The 24,844-nt window shown below is 63.9% G+C and carries 20 protein-coding genes; 5 read left to right on the top strand and 15 right to left on the bottom strand.

The window, feature by feature from the left end:
• The first annotated feature begins 83 nt into the window (after positions 1-83).
• The 5 genes from C8J36_RS19470 (at position 84) to C8J36_RS19450 (ending at position 6,440) form a co-directional block, all read left to right on the top strand.
• On the top strand, positions 84-1,109 hold the full coding sequence (locus C8J36_RS19470) for an ABC transporter substrate-binding protein (protein ID WP_062596884.1): 1,026 nt from the start codon (positions 84-86) through the stop codon (positions 1,107-1,109).
• 80 nt (positions 1,110-1,189) lie between these two features.
• Positions 1,190-3,433 carry an iron ABC transporter permease gene (locus tag C8J36_RS19465; protein WP_132537060.1) on the top strand — a complete coding sequence of 748 codons (2,244 nt, stop codon included), beginning with the start codon at positions 1,190-1,192 and terminating at the stop codon, positions 3,431-3,433.
• A complete protein-coding gene (locus tag C8J36_RS19460) occupies positions 3,430-4,491 on the top strand; it encodes an ABC transporter ATP-binding protein (RefSeq protein WP_132537018.1) in 1,062 nt (353 codons plus the stop codon). The genes C8J36_RS19465 and C8J36_RS19460 overlap by 4 nt, the downstream gene beginning before the upstream one ends.
• 25 nt (positions 4,492-4,516) lie before the next feature.
• Positions 4,517-5,305 (top strand): inositol monophosphatase family protein, encoded by a 789-nt coding sequence (locus C8J36_RS19455; RefSeq protein WP_132537017.1) that lies wholly within the window; start codon positions 4,517-4,519, stop codon positions 5,303-5,305.
• Between the two features lie 130 nt (positions 5,306-5,435).
• Positions 5,436-6,440: an NAD-dependent epimerase/dehydratase family protein gene (locus tag C8J36_RS19450; RefSeq protein ID WP_132537016.1), complete on the top strand. Its 1,005-nt coding sequence runs from the start codon at positions 5,436-5,438 to the stop codon at positions 6,438-6,440.
• Here the strand turns inward: C8J36_RS19450 and C8J36_RS19445 are convergent.
• The 15 genes from C8J36_RS19445 to C8J36_RS19380 all read right to left on the bottom strand — a co-directional run bounded on the left by C8J36_RS19445 (position 6,416) and on the right by C8J36_RS19380 (position 24,837).
• Positions 6,416-7,108, bottom strand: coding sequence for a response regulator transcription factor (locus C8J36_RS19445; protein WP_132537015.1), 693 nt, complete (start codon positions 7,106-7,108; stop codon positions 6,416-6,418). The genes C8J36_RS19450 and C8J36_RS19445 overlap by 25 nt on opposite strands.
• Positions 7,105-9,810, bottom strand: a complete 2,706-nt coding sequence (locus C8J36_RS19440; protein WP_132537014.1) for a sensor histidine kinase KdpD — start codon at positions 9,808-9,810, stop codon at positions 7,105-7,107. The genes C8J36_RS19445 and C8J36_RS19440 overlap by 4 nt, the downstream gene beginning before the upstream one ends.
• A 56-nt stretch (positions 9,811-9,866) precedes the next feature.
• Positions 9,867-10,427, bottom strand: a complete 561-nt coding sequence (locus C8J36_RS19435; RefSeq protein ID WP_062596891.1) for a potassium-transporting ATPase subunit C — start codon at positions 10,425-10,427, stop codon at positions 9,867-9,869.
• Between the two features lie 11 nt (positions 10,428-10,438).
• Positions 10,439-12,115 (bottom strand): potassium-transporting ATPase subunit KdpA, encoded by a 1,677-nt coding sequence (kdpA, locus tag C8J36_RS19430; protein WP_207897566.1) that lies wholly within the window; start codon positions 12,113-12,115, stop codon positions 10,439-10,441.
• 109 nt (positions 12,116-12,224) lie between these two features.
• Positions 12,225-14,285: a potassium-transporting ATPase subunit KdpB gene (kdpB, locus tag C8J36_RS19425; RefSeq protein ID WP_132537013.1), complete on the bottom strand. Its 2,061-nt coding sequence runs from the start codon at positions 14,283-14,285 to the stop codon at positions 12,225-12,227.
• 39 nt (positions 14,286-14,324) lie between these two features.
• Positions 14,325-14,483, bottom strand: a complete 159-nt coding sequence (locus C8J36_RS25020; protein ID WP_156468228.1) for a hypothetical protein — start codon at positions 14,481-14,483, stop codon at positions 14,325-14,327.
• A gap of 4 nt (positions 14,484-14,487) precedes the next feature.
• The gene (locus tag C8J36_RS19420) at positions 14,488-14,577 is read right to left on the bottom strand and encodes a potassium-transporting ATPase subunit F (RefSeq protein WP_132537012.1); all 90 of its coding nucleotides are present in this window, start codon (positions 14,575-14,577) and stop codon (positions 14,488-14,490) included.
• Between the two features lie 155 nt (positions 14,578-14,732).
• Positions 14,733-16,865, bottom strand: a complete 2,133-nt coding sequence (locus C8J36_RS19415; protein ID WP_165915112.1) for an EAL domain-containing protein — start codon at positions 16,863-16,865, stop codon at positions 14,733-14,735.
• 247 nt (positions 16,866-17,112) lie between these two features.
• Positions 17,113-18,459 (bottom strand): adenylate/guanylate cyclase domain-containing protein, encoded by a 1,347-nt coding sequence (locus C8J36_RS19410; RefSeq protein ID WP_132537010.1) that lies wholly within the window; start codon positions 18,457-18,459, stop codon positions 17,113-17,115.
• 199 nt (positions 18,460-18,658) lie between these two features.
• A complete protein-coding gene (locus C8J36_RS19405) occupies positions 18,659-19,771 on the bottom strand; it encodes a Gfo/Idh/MocA family oxidoreductase (protein ID WP_132537009.1) in 1,113 nt (370 codons plus the stop codon).
• Positions 19,772-19,855: 84 nt separating this feature from the next.
• Positions 19,856-20,881, bottom strand: a complete 1,026-nt coding sequence (locus tag C8J36_RS19400) for an ABC transporter permease (protein WP_132537008.1) — start codon at positions 20,879-20,881, stop codon at positions 19,856-19,858.
• Between the two features lie 45 nt (positions 20,882-20,926).
• On the bottom strand, positions 20,927-22,465 hold the full coding sequence (locus tag C8J36_RS19395) for a sugar ABC transporter ATP-binding protein (RefSeq protein WP_132537007.1): 1,539 nt from the start codon (positions 22,463-22,465) through the stop codon (positions 20,927-20,929).
• A gap of 166 nt (positions 22,466-22,631) precedes the next feature.
• The gene (locus C8J36_RS19390; protein WP_132537006.1) at positions 22,632-23,561 is read right to left on the bottom strand and encodes a sugar ABC transporter substrate-binding protein; all 930 of its coding nucleotides are present in this window, start codon (positions 23,559-23,561) and stop codon (positions 22,632-22,634) included.
• Positions 23,562-23,854: 293 nt separating this feature from the next.
• Positions 23,855-24,100 carry an Atu4866 domain-containing protein gene (locus tag C8J36_RS19385; protein WP_132537005.1) on the bottom strand — a complete coding sequence of 82 codons (246 nt, stop codon included), beginning with the start codon at positions 24,098-24,100 and terminating at the stop codon, positions 23,855-23,857.
• Positions 24,101-24,114: 14 nt separating this feature from the next.
• Positions 24,115-24,837, bottom strand: coding sequence for an SDR family oxidoreductase (locus tag C8J36_RS19380; RefSeq protein ID WP_132537004.1), 723 nt, complete (start codon positions 24,835-24,837; stop codon positions 24,115-24,117).
• Positions 24,838-24,844: the final 7 nt, after the last annotated feature.

Genomic DNA, 24,844 nt, shown 5'->3' with positions numbered 1-24,844 from the left:
CTCGGTAACAGACGGGAACGGCATCGCCATGCCGTCCGGAAGCCCGTTCACTTTTGAAAAATGTTCAACCAGGAGGAAAGACTATGAAAACTTATACAGCCGGCATGCTGCTGATGGCCGCGACCGCACTGACCGCCACGTCGGCGCAGGCGGCCGGCACGCTCAATCTCATCTGCTCGGCAGACGTCGTCATCTGCGAGCAGATGAAGGGCGACTTCGAAAAGGATCACGACATCAAGGTCAACATGGTGCGCCTGTCGTCCGGCGAGACCTATGCGAAGATCCGTGCGGAAGCCCGCAACCCCAAGACGGACCTCTGGTGGGCCGGCACCGGCGATCCCCACATGCAGGCAGCCTCTGACGGGCTCACGCAGGAATACAAGTCGCCACTGCTCGATCAGCTGCAGGATTGGGCGAAGAAACAAGCCGAAGGCTCCGGCTTCAAGACGGTCGGCGTTTACGCCGGTGCGCTCGGCTGGGGCTACAATACCGAGATCTTCAAGACCAAGGGCTTTACCGAGCCGAAGTGCTGGGCCGATCTTCTCAATCCCGCCTTCAAGGGCGAGATCCAGATCGCCAATCCGAACTCGTCCGGCACGGCCTATACGGCCCTCGCTTCGCTCGCCCAGATCATGGGTGAGGATCAGGCTTTCGATTATCTGAAGAAGCTCAACGCCAATATCTCGCAATATACCAAGTCCGGCTCGGCCCCGGTCAAGGCGGCGGCCCGCGGGGAGACCGCCATCGGCATCGTTTTCATGCACGACGCGGTCGCGCAGACGGCGGAAGGGTTTCCGGTCAAGGCCGTCGCGCCCTGCGAAGGCACCGGCTACGAGATCGGCTCCATGTCGATCGTCAAGGGCGCGAAGAACCTCGACAATGCCAAGATCTGGTATGACTGGGCCCTGACGCCCGCCGTCCAGTCGCGCATGAAGGACGCCAAGTCCTTCCAGCTGCCGTCCAACAAGTCGGCCGAGATCCCCAAGGAAGCGCCCCGCTTCGAGGACATCAAGCTGATCGACTACGACTTCAAGACCTATGGCGATCCGGCCAAGCGCAAGGAACTGCTGGAGCGCTGGGACCGCGAGATCAGCGCCAACGCGAACTGAGGCGCGTCCTGTGCCGGCCGGCGGAGGTGTCGGCCGGCACGGGGAATTGAAACATGGCATGGCTTGAGGAGGGGATCGGGATGAAGACCGACAAGGACAATCGCAACCGCAGACTGGATATCGCGCTCGGGCTGGGCATTCTGGCCTTCCTCGTCGTTCCCTGGTACAGGATCGAGGGCGGGTTTCTGGCATTCGGCTGGCTGTCTGGCTTTCCCGGAGAAGCCCCGGTTTCCCCGGGTCTTCTGCAGATTCTTCTTCATGGCCGCTGGTGGCTGGCCGTCGCGGCGCTGATGCTGGCGGTTGCCGGCATTGCCCGCTTCACGCCGGACCCAAGAATGCGCGGAGCCCTTCTGGTGGCATCCGGCGCCATCGGCACCGTGTTTCTGACATTGCAGGGTCTCGCCATCGGCTATTCCGGCTGGTCCTGGACGATCAGCGAGACGCTGTTTGGCGCCATGTCGGACGGGCAGCCGTCGATGGGGGCCGGCGCCATGCTTTCGGCGCTGGTCTTCGTGCTGCTCTTTTCCTTCGGCCTCGCCGAGCGGGGCGCCATGAAAGGCGATGCCTTCGTCGTCGCTTCCATCGCGCTTCTCGTCTTTCTGGTCGCGATCTTCGTGTTCTATCCGGTTGGAAGCATGCTGGTCGGCGCATTTCAGGATTTCGACGGCTCGCTCAACCCGGACGGCTTCACCCGCAACATCCAGGACCCTGCCATCTGGAGCCTCGGCTGCGTCGTCGGCGGGGAACGCTGCGGTGTCGCCTGGCGCACGCTGTTCCTGGCGATCATGACGGCGGGCGGCTCCACCATCATGGGGCTTGCCTTCGCGCTGGTCGCCACGCGCACGCGCTTTCCCTTCAAGAAGGGCCTGCGCCTCCTCACCGTCCTGCCGATCATCACACCGCCTTTCGTCATAGGTCTCGCGCTGACGCTGCTGTTCGGCCGCGCCGGCGTCGTCACCGAAGCGCTGTCCAGCCTGTTCGGCATCGAGCCCGGCCGCTGGCTCTACGGGATGACGGGTATCTGGATCGCGCAGGTTCTGTCATTCACGCCCATCTCCTTCCTCGTGCTCATCGGCGTGGTCGAAGGCGTCAGCCCCTCCATGGAGGAGGCGTCTCAGACGCTGCGCGCCGATCGCTGGCGCACCTTCTGGCGGGTCTCGCTGCCCTTGATGAAGCCCGGCATCGCCAACGCGTTCCTGATCGGCTTCATCGAGAGCATGGCCGATTTCGGCAATCCGCTGGTGCTCGGCGGCAGCCATGGCGTGCTCTCGACGGAGATCTTCTTTGCCGTCGTCGGTTCGCAGAACGACCCGTCGCGCGCCGCCGTGCTCGCAATCATCCTGCTCTGCTTCACGCTCACCGCCTTTCTCGCGCAGCGCTACTGGCTGTCCGGCAAGAACTTCGCGACGGTCACCGGCAAGGGCGATAGCGGCTCGCACATTGCTTTGCCGAAATCGATCTCCATCGGCGTCCATGCGCTCGTCGTTCCCTGGATGGTGTTCACCATCGTCATTTACGGCATGATTCTCTTCGGTGGCTTCGTGAAGACCTGGGGCCTCGACAATTCCCTGACGCTCGATCACTACGCCCGAGCGTTTTCGATCGAGCTGCGTGACGGGGTCATCGCCTGGACGGGGGTCGCCTGGAATTCCTTCTGGACGACCATGGAGATCGCGCTGATTTCCGCTCCGCTGACGGCGGCGGTCGGGCTGCTCACGGCCTACATCATCGTCCGCCAGAAATTCGTCGGCCGCAACGTGTTCGAATTCGCATTGATGATGAGCTTTGCCATTCCCGGCACCGTCATCGGCATCAGCTACATCATGGCGTTTAACCTGCCGCCGCTGGAAATGACCGGCACCGCGCTCATCCTCATCGCCTGTTTCGTCTTCCGCAACATGCCGGTCGGCGTGCGCGGCGGGGTGGCCGCCATGAGCCAGCTCGACAAGAGCCTGGACGAGGCCTCGCTGACGCTGCGCGCCACCAGCTTCCGCACGGTGCGCAAGGTCATCCTGCCGCTGCTGCGTCCCGCCATCACGGCAGCGCTGGTCTATTCCTTCGTGCGGGCCATCACCTCCATCAGTGCTGTCATCTTCCTCGTCAGCGCAGAATACAACATGGCGACCTCCTACATCGTCGGCCTTGTCGAAAACGGCGAGTACGGCGTCGCGATCGCCTATTCCTCCATGCTGATCGTCGTGATGATCGTGGTCATCGCCGGCTTCCAGCTTCTCGTCGGCGAACGCCGGCTGCGCCGCGAAAACCGCGTCGCAGGTCTCGGCCCCGCGCCTTCATCCCTTCTCGTTCAGGAGAAAACAGCATGATCCATCCCCGCGCCGGTTCCGTCGTCTTCCAGCACGTCAAGAAGCAGTTCGGTGCCTTCACCGCCATTCACGACCTGTCCATCACCATCGAGCCCGGCCAGCTCGTGACCCTGCTCGGCCCCTCCGGCTGCGGCAAGACCACGACCTTGCGCATGCTGGCGGGCCTCGAACATCCGTCCTCGGGGCAGATCCTCATCGGCGGCAAGGATGTGACGATGCTGCCGGCCAACGAGCGCGACGTGTCGATGGTGTTCCAGTCCTATGCGCTGTTTCCGCATATGAGTTCGCTCGACAATGTCGCCTATGGGCTCGAGTCCTCCGGCATGAAGCGCAAGGAGGCGCGGGAACGCGCGGAAGAAGGCCTGAAGCTCGTCGGTCTCGCCGGCATGGGCGCGCGGCTTCCGGCCGAGCTTTCCGGCGGTCAGCAGCAGCGCGTGGCCGTTGCCCGCGCGCTCGTGCTGGAGCCGCAGGTGCTCCTCCTCGACGAGCCGCTCTCCAACCTTGACGCGCGCCTGCGCCGGCAGGTTCGCACCGAAATCCGCGAGCTGCAGCAGCGTCTCGGCTTCACGGCCGTCTATGTCACGCATGATCAGGACGAGGCGCTCGCCGTCTCCGACCGCATCGTCATCATGAAGGACGGCGTGATCGCGCAGGAAGGGTCGCCGCGCGATCTCTATGAGGCCCCGGCCTCCGCCTTCATCGCTGATTTCATGGGCGAGGCGAACGTGATCGCCTGCGACGTCATCCGCGTCGAAGGGGCGGACGCCACGATCCGCATCGGCACGCTCGAACATCGCGTGCCCAGCCGCAATGCCCGGCCGGGGCCGGCGAAGCTTGCCGTGCGGCCGAACTCGATCACGCTGGAGCCGGCATCGGCCGCGGCCTTGCCGGGGCGGATCACCCATGCCGCCTATCTCGGCGACCATGTCGAATACGAGGTGGAAACCGGCACGGGCCGGCTGTTCGTGGTCGATCCCGCCGTGGAACGGGCGCTTTCGCCGGCAACCGATGTCTCCGTGGGCTTCAAAGGCCGCGGCATTGCCATTATCAACGACTGAGCCGCATTGCACACAAGGACTTCCCATGACGCACGATCTCGACGCCCGCTTCGCTCTCGCGCAAACGATCGCCCGCAAGGCCGGCACCGTCGCCCTCGACTACTTCAACCGGCGCGAGACGCTGGTCATCGAAACCAAGCGGGACGCCCAGGACGTCGTCTCGATCGCCGACCGCGAGGTGGAGAACCTCATCCGCGCGGCGGTAGCGGAGGCCCACGCCGATGACGGGTTTCTCGGTGAGGAATACGGCCTTGCCGCCGGTACGTCCGGTTACACCTGGGTGGTCGATCCGATCGACGGCACGAGCCCCTTCGTCAACGGCATGCCGAGCTGGTGTGTGTCCATCGCCGTCCTCAAGGAGAGCAAGCCCGTCATCGGCGTGATCTATGCGCCCTGCTTCGACGAGCTCTACGCTGCCGCCGCCGCCAAGGGCGCGACGCTGAACGGGCGGGTGCTGACGCTCGATCCGTCGCGCACCATCCGAAACGCCGTCACCGGCATCGGCGCCAACAACTACGTGACGCCGGCCTTCGTCGGAAAAATGGTCGAGTCGCTCTTGGAATCCGGCGGCAATTTCATCCGCAACGGCTCCGGTGCGCTGATGCTCGCCTATGTCGCGGCCGGTCGGCTCGTCGGCTATTACGAGCCTTACATGCATGCCTGGGATTGCCTTGCGGGCTACTGCCTCGTGACGGAAGCCGGCGGCTGGCACCATCCTTTTCCGGTCGAAGGCGAGCAACTGACCAAGGGATCGCCCGTCCTCGCCGCGGCACCGGGCGCCATAGACGATCTGCGGAGAATTGCCGGCATTTGATGCCGCGCCGTACCGCAACAGGGCGCAAGATAATCGCAGCCTTTGGCGTGCCGGATCTCCGATCGGAACCTGCGCCAGAGACGCGCGTTTCCGACTACGAGCCCCCTCAACCAACACGTCAGGCCCTTTCATGTCCCGTGTCATCGTCATCGGAGCCACCGGACATGTCGGGACCTATCTCATCCCCGCCCTTGTCGAGGCTGGACATGAGGTCGTCGCCATCAGTCGGGGCGTCGCCCAGCCGTACAGGCCGCACGCCGCCTGGCGCCACGTCGAACGGCGACAGATGGACCGCGAGGCGCTGGAGAGCGCCGGGACGTTCGGTCGGGAGATCCGGTCTTTGAATCCGGATATCGTCATCGACATGATCTGCTTCACCAGACGCAGCGCCGAGCTGCTGGTCGATGCCTTGACGGGCCATGTCGGCCATTTTCTGCACACGGGCACGATCTGGACGCATGGCACGCCCGTTGCCGTTCCCACCACCGAAGACGCACCGAAACAGCCGTTCGGAGACTACGGCATCGGGAAGACCGAAATCGAAACCTACCTTCTGAAGCGCGCGCATGCTGACGGCTTCCCGGCGACCATTGTTCATCCCGGACACATCGTCGGCCCGGGCTGGAACCCGCTTAATCCCCAGGGCAATTTCAATCCGCATGTATTTTCGGCGCTTGCGCGGGGCGACAGGCTGGCCTTGCCGAACTTCGGCCTGGAGACCGTGCATCACGTCCATGCCGAGGACGTCGCGCGCCTTTTCATGGCCGCGATATCGTCCCGATCGGCCGCGATCGGCGAGAGTTTCCACGCGGTGTCCGGGAAGGCGCTGACGCTCCGCGGCTACGCCGAGAGCATGTCACGCTGGTTCGGTCGCGAGCCCGATCTGGCATTCCTGCCCTTTGAGCAATGGGCGGCGGAGCAAGACCCGGAAGATGCGAAAGCCACCTGGGAGCATATCGCGCGCAGTCCGAACTGCTCGATGGAAAAGGCGCGCCGGCTTCTCGGCTTTATCCCCCGGCATACGTCTCTTCAAGCGGTCGAGGAAGCCGTGACCTGGCTGATCGAGCATGGCCGGGTCGAGGCAAAGGGTCAGGCTGCAGCCGGGCCCATTCAGGACCATTCGGCCAGCCTGTAGCCGACGCCGGTCTCCGTCAGAATGTAACGCGGCTGATCGGGGTTTTCCTCGATCTTCTGTCTCAACTGGCGAATATACACCCTCAGATACTGCACATCGCTGATCTCGCCCCAGACCTTTTCGAGGATGAAGCGATGGGTCAGAACCCGCCCCGAATGCTGCACCAGCAGCCGCAGAATGTCGTATTCCTTGGGCGTCATCTTCACGTCCGTTCCACGGACCTTGACGATCCGCTTCACGAGATCGACAGAGAGGTCGCCCGCCTGGAAGATCGGCTGCTCGCCCTGTGTCTGCAGCCGATGGCGCAGGGCCACGCGGATGCGCGCGACGAGTTCGTTCATGCCGAACGGCTTGGTGACATAGTCGTCGGCGCCGATTTCGAGCGCCTGGACGATGCCGGCCTCGTCCGTGCGGCTCGACAGGATGACGATGGGGAAGGGAGCCTTCTCCGACCGCCATCTCGCCAGAAGGTCATGCCCGCTGATATCGGGGAGACCGAGGTCGAGCAGCACGAGGTCGGGAACGTCCGACTGCGCCATTTCGATCGCCGACCGGGCGTTCGGCGCGCCTTTGACCGCGAACCCTTGCGACGACAGGCCGACATCGAGGAGTTTGCGGATCGGAGGCTCGTCGTCCACGACGAGGATCTTGACGGTGGCATGGGTCATGATGTCGGTCCTTTAGACATCGTCGCGGCGGGGAGCCCGATCTCGAAGACGGCGCCCGGTCTGCCCGATCGGTTCGCGGCGACGATGCTTCCGCCCATCGCCTCGATGAAACCCCGGCAGATCGACAGGCCGAGACCCGTCCCGGCTTTGACGTGGTCGATCTTGCGGACGCGGTAGAAACTGTCGAAAACACGCTCAAGATCATCCGGCGGCAGGCCCGGTCCTTCGTCCATGACGCGGAGGTAAATCATGCCGCCCGTGTTCCCGGCGTCATCAGCGTCGATCCGGATCGTCGTGCCGTCCGGGGCGTATTTGGCAGCATTGTCGATCAGGTTGAAGAGCGACTGTTCGAGCAGGACCGGATCGACCTTCACCATGGGCAGATCGTCTGGGATCGCCGTCTCCACGCGATGCTCCGCCGTGATCTTTGCCGCGCGTGCAAGAGCCGAACCGACGATATCGCCGACGAAGTGCGGCGCGCTGTTCGGTATCATCGCGCCGGATTCGATGCGGGTCATGTCGAGAAGGTTCGCGATGAAACGATGCAGGCGCTCCGATTCCTCGATCACGGTCGTCAGCAGTTCGGTCTTCGCCTCTTCCGACAAGCCGCCGCCAAAATCCTTGATCGTTCCGGCCGAGCCCATGATCGCCGCCAGCGGGGTCTTCAGGTCATGGGAAATCGAGGTCAGGAGCGCCGTTCTCAGGCGGTCGGTCTCCGCGGCAAGCTTTGCCTTGTCGACATCCGCGACGAGCTGGATGCGCTCGATGGCAAGGGCGGCCTGGTCGGCAAGCGCATCGAACAGGCGCTGCTGATCGGAGTTCAGGAGCGGCCCCTGCCGGTCATTGTCGAGCCCGACCACGCCGATCGCACCACGGCCCGTGCGCAGCGGCAAATAGAGCCGCTTCGCGCCGGGCAACGTATCCGCCGCGCGGCCTGCGGGGCGATCGTGCTCCCATGCCCAGCGTGCGGCGGCGATATCGGCATCGACAAGCGTATCGTCTGGCGGATATCCCGCCCTGACGGCGATCGTGCCGTCCTCCGGCAGCAGGAGAACGACCCGAACCTTCAGCATCGAGGCCATCTGGTAGGCCGTCGCCCAGAGAACGTCGTCCAGCGTGCCGGTGCCGGCCAGCTTTCGCGAGAAGAGATAAAGGTCCTCCGTCGTCCGCGCGCGCTGCCGCGCCGCCAGGGCTTGGCGTTGAACGGCGGCCGCAAGATTGCTCGCGACCAGAGCGGTTCCGAGAAAGAAGAGCAGGGCGACGACGCTTTCCGGGTCGCGGATGGTCAGCGTGTAGCGCGGCTCGAGGAAGAAGAAGTTGAAGGCGGTCGCGCCGAGGAAAGACGCAAACAGGCCGGGGCCGAGCCCGCCTCGGACGGCGGAGGCGAGGACTCCCATCAGGAAGACCAGCGCAAGGTTCTGCACATTGAGCACCTGATCGAGCAGGATGCCGATCACCACGGCCACCGAGACGAAAGCGAGACTGAACAGGTAGTCCTTCGGCTTGATCCGGTTGGCGGGTTTGGCGGTCCGTACGCCCCTCGGCGCGACCTCCTCGGTGCCGCCCGACATGACGTGCACGCTGATGGTGCCGGCGTGACGAATGAGGTCATGCGTGATGGACCCGTCAAGCCGCTCCCGCCACCAGCTCCGTTCGGACTTGCCGATGATGAGGTGATTGAAGTTGTTGGCCGTCGCATAGGCGAGGAGCTCGCGCGAGACGCTCGACGCCGGCAGCGTCACGGTTTCCGCCCCGAGCTGCTCGGCGAGCCGCATGCAGGCTGCCAGCCGGTCCTTGTCGGCTTCCCCGAGAAAAGCCGATTTCGCTGTTTCCAGATGGATCACCGTCCAGGGCGCCCGCAGCCTGTCGGCATGACGCCGGGCGTAGCGGACGAGCGTCGCCCCGTTCCGCCCGTGATCGAGGCAGACGAGGATGCGTTCGCCGGCCGCCCATGGCCCCGAAATCGCGTGCGCCTGCATATGGTTGAGAAGCTGGTCGTCCACCCGTTGCGCCGTGCGCCGGAGAGCCAGCTCGCGCAGGGCCGTGAGGTTTCCCGGCGAGAAATAGTTCTCGATGGCGCGCCGCGCCGTCTTGGGAACGTAGACCTTGCCGTCCTGCATCCGCTTGATCAGATCCTGCGGCGTGATGTCGATGATCTCGATGTCGTCGGCACGATCGATGATCGAGTCCGGGACCGTCTCGCGTACGCGGATACGGGTAATCTGGGCGACGATGTCGTTGAGACTTTCGACATGCTGGATGTTGAGCGTGGTATAGACATCGATGCCGCTTGCCAGCAGCTCCAGCACGTCCAGATAGCGCTTGGGATGGCGGCTGCCGGGAGTATTGGTGTGCGCCAGCTCGTCCACGAGCGCGAGGGTCGGGCGGCGTGCGAGGATGGCATCGATGTCCATTTCATCCAGCGCCCGTTCCTTATAAACGACGGACGTCCGGGCGACCGTTTCCAGTCCGGCAACGAGCGCCTCCGTTTCCTTTCGCCCGTGCGTTTCCACCACGCCGATGACGACGTCGGTGCCGTCGGCCTGTCGGGCGCGAGCGGACATCAGCATCTCATAGGTCTTGCCGACGCCCGGCGCGGCGCCGAGGAAGATCTTCAGCTTGCCACGGTCCTCCCGGTCGGCCTTGGCAAGGAGCGCGTCGGGAGACGGTCGCCGTTCCCAGCCCTGGTTGTCGTTGGCCATGATTTGCTCCACGCCGGATCGGCAGCCCGTCACACGGGCTGCCGACAGCTCTTGTGTTAGCGGATCGCGACGTTGTCCAGTGCAAGGTTGATCTCCAGCACGTTCACGAGCCTGTCCGGCGTCAGGACGCCGCCCGGCGAGACGGCGCTGCGATCGATTAGCGTGTTGACGACAGAGACCGGGACGTTGCGTGCGCGGGCGATCCGCTCGGCCTGGTAGCGGGCCGCGCGTTCGGTGATATGCGGATCGAGACCCGCACCGGATGCCGCGGCGAGGTCCGCCGGAAGCGGGTTCTCCGGCGTCGCCCCGAAGGCGGCGATGGTTTTCGAGGCACGGTCCGTTAGGTCGGTGCTCGTGGGCGACTTGTTGGAACCGCCGGCTGCTGCCGCGTTGTAATCCACCGCCGATGGACGCGGCCAGAAATAGTGCGGCTGCGTGAAGGCCTGTGCGACCTGTCGGCTGCCGATGACCCGGCCATCGAGAGTGGTGATCAGCGAACCCTGCGCCGTCTGGGGCGTGACGGCCGCGCCGACGGCCCAGACGACGCTCGTATAGCCGCCGACGCAGACGAGCATGGTTGCACAGGCGATGCGGATGCTGGAGAGGAAAAATTCCATGATGGTCGGTCTCATTTCATGAACATGACGTGTTCGGCGATCGGGCCGAGCGTGGCAGCGGGGAAGAAGGTCAGCGCGCCCACAATGACGACGGTGACGGTCAGCATGCCGGCGAAGGTGCCGTCCTCGACCGAAAGGGTGCCGCTCGATTCGGTTGCGCGGCGCTTGGCGGAGAGCGAACCGACGATGGCGAGCGGCAGGATGATCGGGATGAAGCGGGCGAGCAGCATGACCGCGCCGGTGGCGATGTTCCAGGCGACAGTATTGTCGCCGAGCCCTTCGAAGCCGGAGCCGTTGTTGGCGGCGGCGGAGGAGAACTCGTAGAGGATTTCGCTGAAGCCGTGCGGACCGATATTGTTGAGCGTCGCCGCCCCCCAGGGCGTCGCTGCGAAGATCGCCGTGCCCACGAGAATGAAGAATCCGTGCGAGAGCAGGCCCATCATGGCGAACTTCACCTCCTTCGCCTCGACGCGCCAGCCGAGATATTCCGGCGTGCGGCCGATCATCATGCCTGCGATGAAGACGCCGACGACGATGTAGAGAAACATGTTGATCATGCCGACCCCGACCCCGCCGAAGTCTTCGTTGAGCCACATGCCGATCATCGGCATGAGACCCGTCAGCGGATTGAGGCTGTCATGCATGGCGTTGACGGAGCCGTTGCTGGTGGAGGTCGTCACGACCGCCCAGACGGGACCTGCCGCCGAACCGAAGCGCAGTTCCTTGCCTTCGAGATTGCCGGCATCCTGCGTGATCGGCAAGGATGCGAAGGCATGGGTCGGTTCGGACTCAAAGCCGATCGCGCCGGTGATGCGGGCGCCCATGAGGATGAGCATCACGGCAAAGAGAACGGCGGCATGCTTCATCCGCCCGATGATGCGGCCGAACATCCAGACGCAGCCCATGGGAATGATGAGGATCGAAACGGTTTGCAGGACGTTCGACCAGAAGGTCGGGTTTTCGAGCGGATGGGTGCTGTTCGGCCCGAAGAAGCCGCCACCATTGGTGCCGAGTTGCTTGATCGCGACGAAGGCTGCAACCGGGCCCCGCGCGATCGTCTGCTGGACGCCCTCCAGCGTGGTCGCGACCGCCGCGCCCTGGAAGGTCATCGGCACCCCCGTGAAGAGCAGGAGAATTGCGACGACGAGGGCAAGCGGCAGGAGGACGAGGAAGGTGGCGCGCTGCACGTCGAGGAAGAAATTGCCGAGCGGGCGTCCCGCCAGTCCGCGCGCCAGCGCCGCGAGCGCCGCAAGGCCGACGGCCGCCGAGACGAATTGAAGCCACATCAGCGCGGCCAGCTGCGACAGGTAGCTCATCGCCACCTCGCCCGAATAATGCTGCAGATTGGTGTTGGCGACGAAGGAACTCGTGGTGTTGAAGATCAGGCTGCCTTCCAGCGCTTGCCTGCCGTCGGGATTGAGCGGCAGATCGTGCTGAAAGGCAAGCAGCGTGAAGCAGACGACGAACATAACGACATTGAAGCCGAGGAGGGAGACGACGTAGCGCTTCCAGTCCTGCATCTGCGTCGTCGCCGTCCCGCCGATCGTCTGGAATGCCGCGGTGACGCGGTTCGGTTTTCCCTGGCCGGCGCCCGGGTCCATCGCCCAGCGCATGTAGCGGCCGAGTGGCCAGGAGAGCAGCGCGGTGCCCCCGATGATCATGATGACGAAGAGGATTGCCTGTATCATTGTCGTGTCTCCGGCGTCAGGCTTTGTCGAGGGCGGATGCCAAGGCGAAGAGGAGTCCGAACAGGACCATGCCGAGGAGGAAGGTGAGGATTGTCATGGTCTGCTCCGGTCATGCGAGGTTGAGCGCTGAGACGATCATGTCGATCAGCTTGATGCCGACAAAGGGCACGACGAGGCCGCCGAGGCCGTAGATCAGCAGGTTGCGGCGCAGGAGCGGTCCCGCACCGATCGGCTTGTAGGCAACACCCTTCAGGGCCAGCGGAATGAGCGCGATGATGATCAGCGCGTTGAAGATGATCGCCGACAGGATGGCGCTTTGCGGCGTGGCGAGGCCCATGACGTTCAGCGCATCGAGCGGGGGATAGAGGACGACGAACATCGCCGGGATGATCGCGAAATACTTGGCGACGTCGTTTGCGATCGAGAAGGTGGTCAGCGACCCGCGCGTCATCAGCAACTGCTTGCCGATCTCCACGATCTCGATGAGCTTGGTCGGATCGCTGTCGAGGTCCACCATGTTGCCGGCTTCGCGGGCGGCGACCGTGCCCGTGTTCATCGCGACGCCCACATCCGCCTGGGCCAGCGCCGGCGCATCATTGGTGCCGTCGCCGCACATGGCGACCAGCTTGCCCTTTGCCTGCTCGTCGCGGATGAGCTGCAACTTGTTCTCGGGCGTCGCCTGGGCAAGGAAGTCGTCAACGCCGGCCTCGGCCGCGATGGCTGCAGCAGTCATGGGGTTGTCGCCGGTGATCATCACCGTCCGGATTCCCATGCGGCGCAGTTCCGCGAAGCGCTCGCGAATGCCGCCCTTGACGATGTCCTTCAGGTGGATGATGCCGAGCAGGTTCCCATCCCGGACAACGGCGAGCGGCGTGCCGCCGGCCTTGGCAATCGAGTCCGCGATCGCCTGGCCTTCTCGCGCCCGCGCGTCTGATACCGCACTGCCCGTCTCGGATTGCAAATATTTGAGCACCGACTCCACCGCGCCCTTGCGGATCGAGCTTCCCTCGAGATCCATCCCCGACATCCGGCTCTGGGCGGTGAAGGGGACGAAGGTCGCGTTGAGGTCTTTCATGTCGCGTGCGCGAAGACCGTATTTCTCCTTGGCCAGGACGACGATGGACCGGCCCTCGGGCGTCTCGTCGGCAAGCGAGGCGAGCTGCGCGGCATCGGCGAGATCCTGTTCCGTTACGCCGGTGACCGGACGGAATTCGGTCGCCTGACGATTGCCGAGCGTGATCGTCCCGGTCTTGTCGAGCAGCAGCGTATCGATGTCCCCCGCAGCCTCCACCGCGCGGCCGGACATGGCCAGCACGTTGAAGCGGACGAGGCGGTCCATGCCCGCGATACCGATGGCCGAGAGCAGCGCGCCGATGGTGGTGGGGATGAGCGTGACGAACAGCGCGACGAGCACGACGATCGGGATGGAGCCGCCGGCATAGCTGGCGAAGGCCGGGATCGTCGCCGTTGCCATCACGAAGATGAGCGTCATGGCGGCGAGCAGGATGTTGAGGGCGATCTCGTTCGGCGTCTTCTGGCGTTCGGCCCCCTCGACCAGCGCGATCATGCGGTCGATGAAGGTGGAGCCGGCAGCCGCGGTGATGCGCACCTTGATCCAGTCGGACAGAACCTGCGTGCCGCCGGTGACGGCGGAGCGATCGCCACCGGACTCGCGGATGACGGGCGCGGATTCGCCGGTGATCGCCGCTTCGTTGACGGAGGCGATCCCCTCGATGATTTCGCCGTCCGAGGGAATGATGTCGCCCGCTTCCACAAGCACGATATCGTTGACCTTCAGCGCCGCGCCGGGGACATCCGTCCAGTCGCGGCTATCGGCGGAGGTCAGGCGTTTCGCCTGCGTTTCCGAGCGCGTGCGGCGGAGCGACTCGGCCTGCGCCTTGCCCCGGCCCTCGGCCACGGCTTCGGCGAAATTGGCAAACAGCACGGTGAACCACAGCCAGAGGATGATCTGGAACGAGAAGCCGAGCCCTGCGGCCCCGGTTGCGAGGTCCTTGAAGAAGAGAACCGTGGTCAGGGCGGAGACGACGGCGACCACGAACATGACCGGGTTCCTGGCCAGGGTTCGCGGATCGAGTTTGCGAAACGCGCCGCCGATGGCCGGCACGAGGATGCGGGCATCGAGGAGGCTCGCAGATGTGGGTTTGCTCATGAGAGACCCCGGATGATGGTTGGATGGAAGAAGGTCGGATCAGTCGGACGCAAAGAGGATCGCGAGCGCTTCCGAGAGCGCGGCAACAGCGCCGAGAACGAAAACCATGCCGATGATGATGGTCGTCCCCCGGCAGGCCTCGTGACGGTCGAGACGCGGGAGAACCGCGTGTCTGAACCGCGAAAGCCGGCGGGTCATGGGGCTAGAAGCGCTCCGGCCGCCAGAGGGCATAGGCGAGATAGGCCGTGAGAAAGAGGGTCACGCCGCCGCTGAGGATATAGTCGAATGTCATGTCGCACCTGTCGTTTCTGTCGAAACCCGGCGCTTTAGCACCGCGGTCGCAGAAACTATGCGACCGATCGGCGTAGGAATTCGAGACGGGGGACGGGGCAAAGATATAAAGATTCCATAGGAATCTCGCTCCGCGGAGAGCGATGTCGGGCCTGTTTATGCACCCGAAGCTTTGCCGTAACGCCGCTTTGGACTTTGGAAGTAGCGCGCCGACATGTCGGCCTCCGAGAGAGGCTTGCTGTAGAGATAGCCTTGCATGACATCGCAGCCATAGAGGCGGGCGATGCTGGACTGCAGCTCCGTTTCGATGCCCTCGATCGTGACCGCGATGCCCATGGCGTTGGCAAGCGCAACGGTTGCCTGCAGCACGGGCGCCGTATCGTTCTTCGTATCGAGAGCCGCCACCAGCGACTTGTCCACCTTGACGCGGTCGAAGGGGAAGCTGCGCAACATGCCGATGCTGGCAAAGCCCGTGCCGAAGTCGTCGAGGGCAATGCCTATGCCGAGGTCCTTCAGCGCGGTGATGGCTTTCAGGGCCTGCTCCGGATGGCTGATCAGGACGCCCTCCGTAATCTCGAGTGTCAGTCTCCTGGCATCGAACCCGGCGTCCGAGAGGATCGATGCGACCGCGGTGGCGAAACCATGATCCTGCAATTGCACCGGCGAAACGTTGACGCAGACCCCGATATCGGGCCAGCCTGCCGACGCGCGGATGGCCTTGCGCAGAACCTGCAAGCCGAGCGTCTCGATGAGGCCTGCCTTCTCGGCGACGGAGATGAAGACATCAGGGGGGACGCGGCCGAGCGGCGAACTGCTCCAGCGTGCCAGGGCCTCGACGCCGCAGATCGACTGGTCGATGCTTCGGAACAGCGGCTGGTAGAAGACGTCGATCCCTTCGGTCTCCAAGGTCGTCTTCAGATACTGCTCCATGGTCATGTCGTCGCGCCGGCGCTGCTCGAGCTCGCTGTCGAAGGTGACGATGCGGCCGCGGCCGAGATCCTTCGCCCGATAGAGGGCAACGTCGGCCGCCCGCATCAGGTCGCCCATATCCACATCGGCCAACCGCGCCGTCGCCCGCCCGATGCTCGCTGCGACCTGGATCTGCCGGGTTCCGAGCGCAAAGACGTCGCATGTCGCCGCAAGCGCACGATCCGCAACGTCATCCCCGATGTTCGTGTCCGACGTTCTCGCCGCAACGATCGCGAATTCGTCTCCGCCCAGACGGGCGATGAAGGCCTCCGGCGGGAGAACGTTTCGCAAGCGGGCGGCCACGGTCGCGATGAGTTCGTCGCCCGCCGCATGGCCCCAGGCGTCATTGACGCGCTTGAACCCGTCGAGGTCGAGAAGACACAGTTCGACGGTTCCCTCCCGTTCGCGCCGGGTGAGGTCGGCCAGGTGCTCCAGCAGGGCACGTCGGTTCCACAAGCCCGTCAACGCATCGCGAAGTGCGGCGTGCCGCGCCGCGGCCTCGTCCTGCCGGAGCTTTCGAACGGCCACCCATCCCGCGACCGCGATGCCGGTGAGAAAGACGAAGAGAATGGCCGCGCCGACCGCAAGCTGCGTCTTGACCGTGAGGAAGCTGCGGCTGCCGGGAAGCTTGGACGGCCAGCTGAGATAGGCGATTGCCGTGCCGTCGAGATCGGTCAGCGGCACGTTCAAGGCATTTTCGGCCCGCGCCAGGCTGAGATTCAGTTTTTCGATCCGGAAGCTCTGTGCGAGATCGCCGATCACCCGAGGCGTCAGATGCCGCGCCATGAACAGCGTGTAGAGATTGCGCTCCTCGATCCGCGTGTTGGTGCTGCTTGGCCGGATCTTGGCCGCAGCCATCAGCGCGATGCCGCTCTTGGAGCGCACGGCATAGACCGGGGTGATGCCGGCCTGTTCGCCCAACTGATCGGCATTGCGCACGATGGTGGTAAAGTGATCGCCGAAAAACACCGCCGGCGGCTCGGTCAGTTCTTCGCCGTCCTTGTAGGCGACGATTACCTTGCCGCGTGCGTCTGTGACGACGGCGGTATCGTAGGCCGGGTTGTCCGCACCCGTGTTGGCCCAGTTCTCGATGACCCAGTACTTGCGATTGATCGAATTGAGCTGTTTATAGGCCCCGTCCCAGGTGGCATTGTCGTGGAGAATGCCGAACAGCTGCGTGCGGAGCGCATCCACGGCGGCCGTCGTCGCATCCAGCGCACGCTCGTCGTCGATCCGGTTCGCCGTGTCCCTCATGGCGTCGACCGAGCGGAAGACGATGCCGGCAAAGATGCTGGCGACGAGAATAAACAGGAATGCCACGGCCAGGACCGCGCGTCGCCGTCGCCGGTTATCGGTATGGGGCAGCATCATCCGTTTATTCCTCCCCTCCGGCAGCAACGCTGTCGGAGCTCATTGGAGACAGATTTAATCGTAAGCCATCAAGAAATGGTGACCAAGACGCACCTAAGACGGTAAGTTTTTACTGTGGGACATCGTCGATAACGCGTCGTTGTCGGCGAATAGGTCGTAGAGCGGCGTGACAGGGGAGATCGCTAGCGCGAGCGCGCTAGAAAACATGCGCCAAGACGCTGCGGTTGCGGCCTCTGATATCGATCGTCAAGGAATGGGCGACCTCGCGCCCCGAGGGCGTGCCGCCGGCGGCTTGCAGGCAGGCGTCCGACACCACGAGGCGTCCCTCCAGGTCACGGGTCGCGCGCTCCAGGCGGCTGGCGACGTTCACGACATCGCCGATGACGGTGAACTCGCGGCGTTCGCTGGTGCCGACATTGCCGACGATCACTTCGCCGAAGTGGAGGCCGATGGCGATGCGGATCGGCTCGGCGCCACGTCGTGTCCTCTTTGCCGACCACGCGGCATAGGTGTCGAGCAGCTGGAACGCGCAGGAAAGCGCACGCTCCGCCGCATCGTCCTGTGGCTGCACGCCGCCGAAGGTCGCCATGAACCCGTCGCCCAGAAACTTGTCGAGCGTACCGCCGCACGGGAAGATCACATTGCAGCCGCGCTCCTGAAAGCTGCGCAGGAGGGTCAGCGCCTGCTCCGGCGAGCGCATTTCGGCCATGCGCGTGAAGCCGACGATATCCACGAACATGACGGCGACCTCGCGTTTCGCTGGGACTCCGAAGCTGTCGGCGCCGTCGCCCATGGCGTGGGCGACATCGGGCGAAACATAGCGTGCGAGCGAGGCTCGAACCGTGTTGTCCTTGATCTGGGCAATGAGCGTGTTGCGGCTTCGCAGGACGGCGATGGCAAGCATGAGCGTGAACAGCCCGGTCGCCACCACCTGAACCCACATCTGAAGCAGGCCGACGAAGTACGGATTGAGAAACCGCTCGAGCGCCTGCATTTCCGACATGCCCGCGGTCGTGTCGAACCGGACGGTTTCCGGCCTGTCATAGAGGGTGTTGATGCCGAAGGACCAGATGGCGATGATGATGCCGCCCGTCCAGACGACGAGGATGGGCGAATAGGTGAGGGCCGACTCCGCCAGCAGCAGGAGCACATAGAGAAATTCCGGGCCCCGCGTTCGGGTCTGGATCGGCCAGTCGGACGCGATGCCGCCGATGGGCGGCAGAAGGATGGTGGAGGTGATCAGCGCGACATCCAGAATGGTGCAGGCGAGCTTGATCGTCCACGCGGCCCGATGATGCCGCGTCGCGTAAGGGATATAGCTCAGGGCCAGAAAGATCAGGCTGACAGCGAGGTAGTAGACGTTTCGCGGCCAGGCGGTGCTGACGAGCAGCCAGGCGGCGATGACGGCCACGGCGCACAGCCGGACGCGGAAGGCCACAGCCAGCCCCTCCAACTCCGCGTCGTGCAGGCGCTTGAATTGCTCGTCGGATGGGACGCGTCCCGGCAGCGCCGCGGACAGCTGAAGTTGAAGCCATTCAAGCATGGGGCACGTTCACCTCGACCAGGATCCGGACGCGATCCGATCGATGATCTGTCGCACGACAGAGTGTCGGGGAGCAATGACATACCATCGCCGCGGGTGCGCACCACCCGCAACAAGCGGTGAACAGCTGCCGCCGCTGTCTGAAGCTGGTTCCGGGTCGTTCGCGGTGCTGCAGACGACTGGCGTCAAAGACCCATGATCAGACGACCACCCAGCGCTTCTCCCGATAGGACTGCGCCATGGCGTGGACGCTGCGCTCGATCCGCAGCCCATCCTCGAAGGTCACCGCGGTGAAGGGCTTGCCGGCGATGGCCTGATGAAGCTGGTGGCACTCGATGATCTTCAGATCGTTGAAGCCGAGGCCGTGGCCGGGGGCGGGGATGAAGCGGTCATAAGGCGGGTGGATCGGGGCCGTGAGGACGCGGGCGAAGCCACGCGTCGCTTCGGGACCGGTGGTCGTATAGAGTTCGAATTCGTTCATCCGCTCCTGGTCGTAGAGGATCGATCCTTTCGAGCCGAAGATCTGCAAGGCGATGCGACCCTTGCGGCCCCAGGCCGAGCGGTTCGCCATGAGAACGGCGGTGATGTTACCCTCCAGCTTCAGCAGCACACTGGCGATATCATGGTTCTCGACCTCCCGGCGGTCGCCCGCCTTCGTCGGACGGTCTGCATATGGCTTGCCGAGATCGGCGATGACCTCCTGCACATGGCCGAAGAGATGCCAGAGCAGCGACAGGGGATGGACGGCGAAATCGTCGAGCGCGCCATAGCCGGAGCTCGCCTCGCTCTTCCAGTAGAACAGCGCCTCCGGATCGGCCATGAAGTCTTCGTCCATCTCGACCCGCACATGGTTGACCGTGCCGATCGTGCCATCCTCGATCAGGCGGCGGATCTGCGCGATCGCCGGGTTCTGAATGTAGTTGTAGCCGAGAATGGCGATCTTGCCGGTGCTGCGCGCCGCCGCCAGCATGGCTTCCGCATCGCCAAGGGCCGGGGCCATCGGCTTTTCGCACCAGACGTGCTTGCCGGCCTGAAGAGCGGCAATCGCCATTTCCGGATGGAAGGCATTCGGCGTCGTGACCGAGATCACATCGACCTCCGGGTCGGCCAGAAGATCGCGCCAGTTGCCGGTCGACTTGCGAAAGCCGAAGGCGCTGGCGCGGCTCGCCGCCATCTCGGCATTGGACTCGGCGAGGGCGACCAGCTGCGGCGCGGGAACGTCGCCGAAGATCTGGCGAACGCCGTTCCAGGCCAATGCATGGCACTTGCCCATGTACCCCGTTCCGATGAGGCCGACGCCTAGAGCTTTCATGTCTGTCTCCCGATATGTCTTGGCGGTACGCGTTTCCGCCGTTTTGAATGCGAAAGGCTTTGGGTCGTCTAACGCCGTCGGCCCTCAGGCCTTGGAGCGCTTCTTCTGGCGGTAGACGTCGACCACGACGGCCGTCACGATGATGAGACCTTTGACGATTTCCTGATAATAGGCGTCGACCCTGAGGAAAGTGAAGCCCGAGGTCATGACGCCGAGGATGACCGTGCCGATGACGGTGCCCGTGATCCGGCCGACGCCGCCATTCAGCGATGTGCCGCCGATGACGGTCGCGGCGATGGCATCGAGCTCGTACATCACGCCCATGCCGGATTGTGCCGTCTGGGCACGGGCCGCGGTGACCACGCCGGCGAGGCCCGCCAGCATGCCGGCAATGGCATAGACCTTGATCAGATGGCCTTCGACATTGATGCCGGACACCCGCGCGGCCTGCATGTTGGCGCCGATCGCATAGGTGAACTTGCCGTAGCGGGTATAGCGCAGCGTGATGTGGAAGATGAGCGCGACGACGAGAAAGACGACGACCGGCCAGATGCCCGTGCCGATGAAATTGAACTGATCGGTCAGACCGGAGACCGGCTGGCCCTTCGTGTACCATTTCGAAATGCCGCGCGCCGAGACCATCATGCCGAGCGTGGCGATGAAAGGCGGGATCTTGGTGCGGGCGATCAACTGCCCGTTGACGAAGCCGGCGAGCAGGCCGATGCCGATGCCGAGCGCGATCGGCACGACGAACGGCATGTCGGTCAATGACGGATAGACCGCGCGCGGCCAGGTGGAGGCCTGCGCGACGCTCGCCGAGATCATCGCGGTCATGCCGACGACGGAGCCGGAGGACAGGTCGATGCCGCCGGTGATGATAACCTGGGTAACGCCGACGGCGATGATGCCGATGACGGAGACCTGCAGGATCATGATCGTCAGGCGCTGCGTGTTCATCAGGAAGCTCTGGCCGATGAAGATCCAGCCGAGAATTTCGTAGACGAGCGCAATGGCGACCAGCACGAGAAAGATGTTGAACTCGGACGGCAGTTTCCGCCGCGACGGTGGCGAGACCGGCGATGTTCCGTGCAAGGCTTCATTGTTGGCCATTGATAGTCCTCCCTGACGCGATGGAAAGCGGTGTGAACAGCACGTTCAACGCGCTGCCAGCTCCATCACCTTGATTTGCGTGGCTTCGGCACGATCGAGAAATCCGGTGACGCGCCCTTCGTGCATCACCATGATGCGATCGCTCATGCCGAGAACTTCCGGCATTTCCGACGAGATCATGATGATTGCCACGCCGTTGCGGGCCATCTCGGTGACGAGGCGGTGAATCTCGGCCTTCGCGCCGACGTCGATGCCGCGTGTCGGCTCGTCGAGAATGAGAATGCGGGGATCGGTCAGCATCCACCGCCCGATCAGCGCCTTCTGCTGGTTGCCGCCCGAGAGGTTCTCGATCCGCTCCTCCAGATTGGGCGTCTTGACGCGCAGCTTGCGCGCCATGTCCGCACATTTTTCCGCAAGCATCTTCTGCTGCACGAAGCCGTGCTTGATGAACTTGTCCTGCAGAACGGCGATCTGCATGTTCTCGAGAACGTTGAGGATCAGCAGGCAGCCGGTGTCCTTGCGGTCTTCCGTGAGGAAGGCCATGCGGTTGGCGATGGCCTTGGTCGGCGTGTCGATCACGACGTCGCGGCCATTGATGGCGATGGTGCCCGAGGAGGCCGGCGTCACGCCGAAGAGGGCTTCCGCGACATTCGAGCGACCCGAGCCGACAAGGCCGGCGATGCCGAGGATTTCGCCCGCGCGCACTTCGAACGAGATATCGGCAAACACCCCGCGCAGCGACAGATTGCGGACCGAGAGCACGGTCTCGCCGATCGGGACATCTTCTTTTGGAAACATCTGGGTGATTTCGCGCCCGACCATCATGCGGATGATGTCGTCGCGCGTGACGTCCGTGGACGCGTGGGTGCCGATATACTTGCCATCGCGGAACACGGAAAACTCGTCGGCGATCTCGAACAGCTCGTTCATTTTATGGGTGATGTAGACGATGCCGATCCCCTGTTCCCGCAGGCTGCGGATGATGGCGAACAGGTGCTCCACCTCGCGTTCGGTCAGCGCGGATGTCGGCTCGTCCATGATGAGGACATCGGATTCGTAGGAGACGGCCTTGGCGATCTCGACCATCTGGCGGTTTGCGACCGAGAGATCGCCGACCAGCGCCTCCGGATCGAGTGCGATGTTCAGCCGTTTGAAGAGGTCCGCCGTCTGGCGGCTCATGGCGCCGTGATCGATCAGGCCGAAGCGCCCCTTGGGCTCGCGGCGGATCCAGATGTTTTCGGCAACCGTCATGAAGGGCATCAGGTTCAGTTCCTGATGGATCATGGCAATGCCGTTTTCGAGCGCGTCCAGTGGCGAGGACAACTCGATATCGACACCCTTGAGGCGAACCTGTCCGCGATCCGGCGTATAGATGCCGGCGAGAATCTTCATCAGAGTCGATTTGCCCGCCCCGTTCTCGCCCATCAACGCGTGAACCGTGCCGCGTCTCAACCGGAAGGTGACGTCGTCAAGCGCGACGACTCCGGGAAATTCCTTGCGAACGCCCTCGGCCGTCAGCAGAAATTCGGCATTGGGAACCGCGCCACTCTTGCGCACAGCGGCCATCGTCGACGGGCTGACCATCGCTATCCTCCTCGAAAGATCGTGGAGCCCGTCCGAAGATGAAACCTCGCCGGACGGGCCGTCTCTCCAGTTCACCGCCATCTGTCCGGACTCAAGGCTGCGGCCTTGGCGGGGGGACGTGGGCGGGGACCGGACTGCGGACGGTGCCCGCAGTCCCTTTCAGGCCTCAGTTCTTGGCCTGGTAGTCCTTGAGGTTGGCAGGCGTGACGAGTTCGAACGGGATGTAGACCTTCTTCTCGACGGTCTCGCCCTTTACCAGCTTGAGCGCGGCATCCACGGCGCCTTTGCCCTGGCCGGCGGCATTCTGGAACACGGTCACATCGAGGTCGCCGGCTGCCATCGCGGCAAGCGCATCCTGCGTCGCATCGACGCCGGCAATGACGACCTTGTCCATCGGACGGCCGGCGGCTTTCAGCGCCTGCATGGCGCCAATGGCCATTTCGTCATTGTTGGCGATCACGGCGTCGAATTCCGTGCCGGCGGAGAGCCAGTTGGTGATGAGGTCGGCGCCTTCGGTGCGCTGCCAGTTGGCGGTCTGTTCCTCGACGATGGAAATGCCCTTGCAGGCGTCCGTCGCCAGAACGTCATGAACGGCAGCGGTGCGCATGCGGGCACCCTGGTTCGACAGTTCGCCCATCATCACGACGGCCTTGCCCTTGCCGCCGAGAAGACGGCAGACTTCCTGCGCTTCGAGCGTGCCGGCGACGGTTTCTTCCGATGCGACGAAGGCCTGCTTGTCCGGCAGGGTGTCGAGGTTTGCCGGCTGGCGGTTGACGTAGACGAGCGGGATCTTGGCGTCGGAGGCGATCTTCGACATGGCGGCGGTCGCGTCGGTGTCCACCGGATTGACGATGATCGCATCGACGCCGGCCGCGATGAAGTTCTGGATCTGGCTCTGCTGCTTGGCGACGTCGTTCTGGGCGTCTTCGACCTGCAGCGAAACGCCGTTCAGCGTCTGCGCGTAATCGCTCATGCCGTTGCGCAGCACGGTCAGGAAGTTGTCGTCGAACTTGGCGATGGACACGCCGATCGTCTCGGCATGGGCAGCCGTCGAAAGCATAACGGCGAGAGCCGCGCTGAAAATGATCTTTTTCATGTTTCCTCCTCAGACGGTGTCCGGTGGCACCTTTTTTCCGGATTCCCCAAAACGGGTCCTGGCATGTCCGTCAGGCAAAGCCAAAACGGTACAAAACATACAAAATAAATCCTCTTGGAATTTTTATTCCACTTTTTAGGATCGCCGTCAAATTGTATTTTCGCAGGTTGTTGAGAAGCGATGGCACATGGGCGGCGGGAGTCTTCCGGCGACGGCAAACGAAGATGGGCGGCGGGATCACGAGGATCGCCGCCGCCCATATCGATGCGTCGTCTTCAGCCGCCGGTCATGCGCTACGGCTTGCGGCGCAGTACCATTCCTGCGTGGTAGAGACTGCCGTCTCTGAAATCGCCATCCGCCGTGAACCCGGTATCGTCCACGTATTCGATGTGGTCGCCGCTCACGACATACCGTCCCTGGTAAGCGCTCTCACGGGTTCCCCGCGCTTCGTCGTAACGACCGTTCGGCAGCAGCCGGTGGCGAATGTGGCCGTCGTCCGTTTGCCAAAGACCGAGGTAAGGATGGAATGATTGTTCCATGGGCGTGTCGGTCCTCAGTTCGGCGACCGTGTCGGCCGAACGACGATCTCGTTGATGTCGACGTCGTCGGGCTGCTCGATCGCGAATCGGACGGCGCGGCCGATGGCGTCCGGGGTGAGGGCGATGGCACGGTAGGCCTTCATCGCATCCACAGCGACCGGATCGGTGATCGTTGCGGCCAGTTCACTTTCCACGACGCCGGGATGAATGCAGGTGACGCGAAGATCGTCCTGTTCCTGCCGCAGCCCATCGGAGATCGCCCGGACGGCGAACTTGGTCGCGCAGTAGACGGCGGCCGTCGGCGAGACGCTCAGCGCGCCGATCGAGGCGATGTTGATGATATGGCCAGAGCCGCGCGCCGTCATCTCCGGCAGAACGGCGGCGACGCCGTAGAGAACGCCCTTGATGTTGACGTCGATCATGCGATCCCATTCCTCGACTTTCAGCGAGGCCATCAGCGACAGCGGCATGATGCCGGCATTGTTGACGATGACATCGATGCGACCGAAAGCGTCTCTGGCGGCCTCGGCAAAGGCGGCGACGTCGGCGCGGTCGGTCACGTCGAGTGTCTGGACCATGACCTTTGCGCCTTCGGCCCGAAGCTCGGTCGCGAGGCTTTCCAGCCGGTCGAGGCGCCGGGCACCGAGCACCAGGGTGGCGCCGGATTTCGCCAGTTCGCGCGCGATGCCGGCGCCGATGCCGCTGGAAGCGCCTGTGATGAGAACGATCTTTTCCATAGTCTCT

The sequence above is a fragment of the Rhizobium sp. PP-F2F-G48 genome, from assembly GCF_004342335.1.
GTDB lineage: Bacteria > Pseudomonadota > Alphaproteobacteria > Rhizobiales > Rhizobiaceae > Ferranicluibacter.
This window is presented reverse-complemented; position numbering and strand designations above follow the sequence as displayed.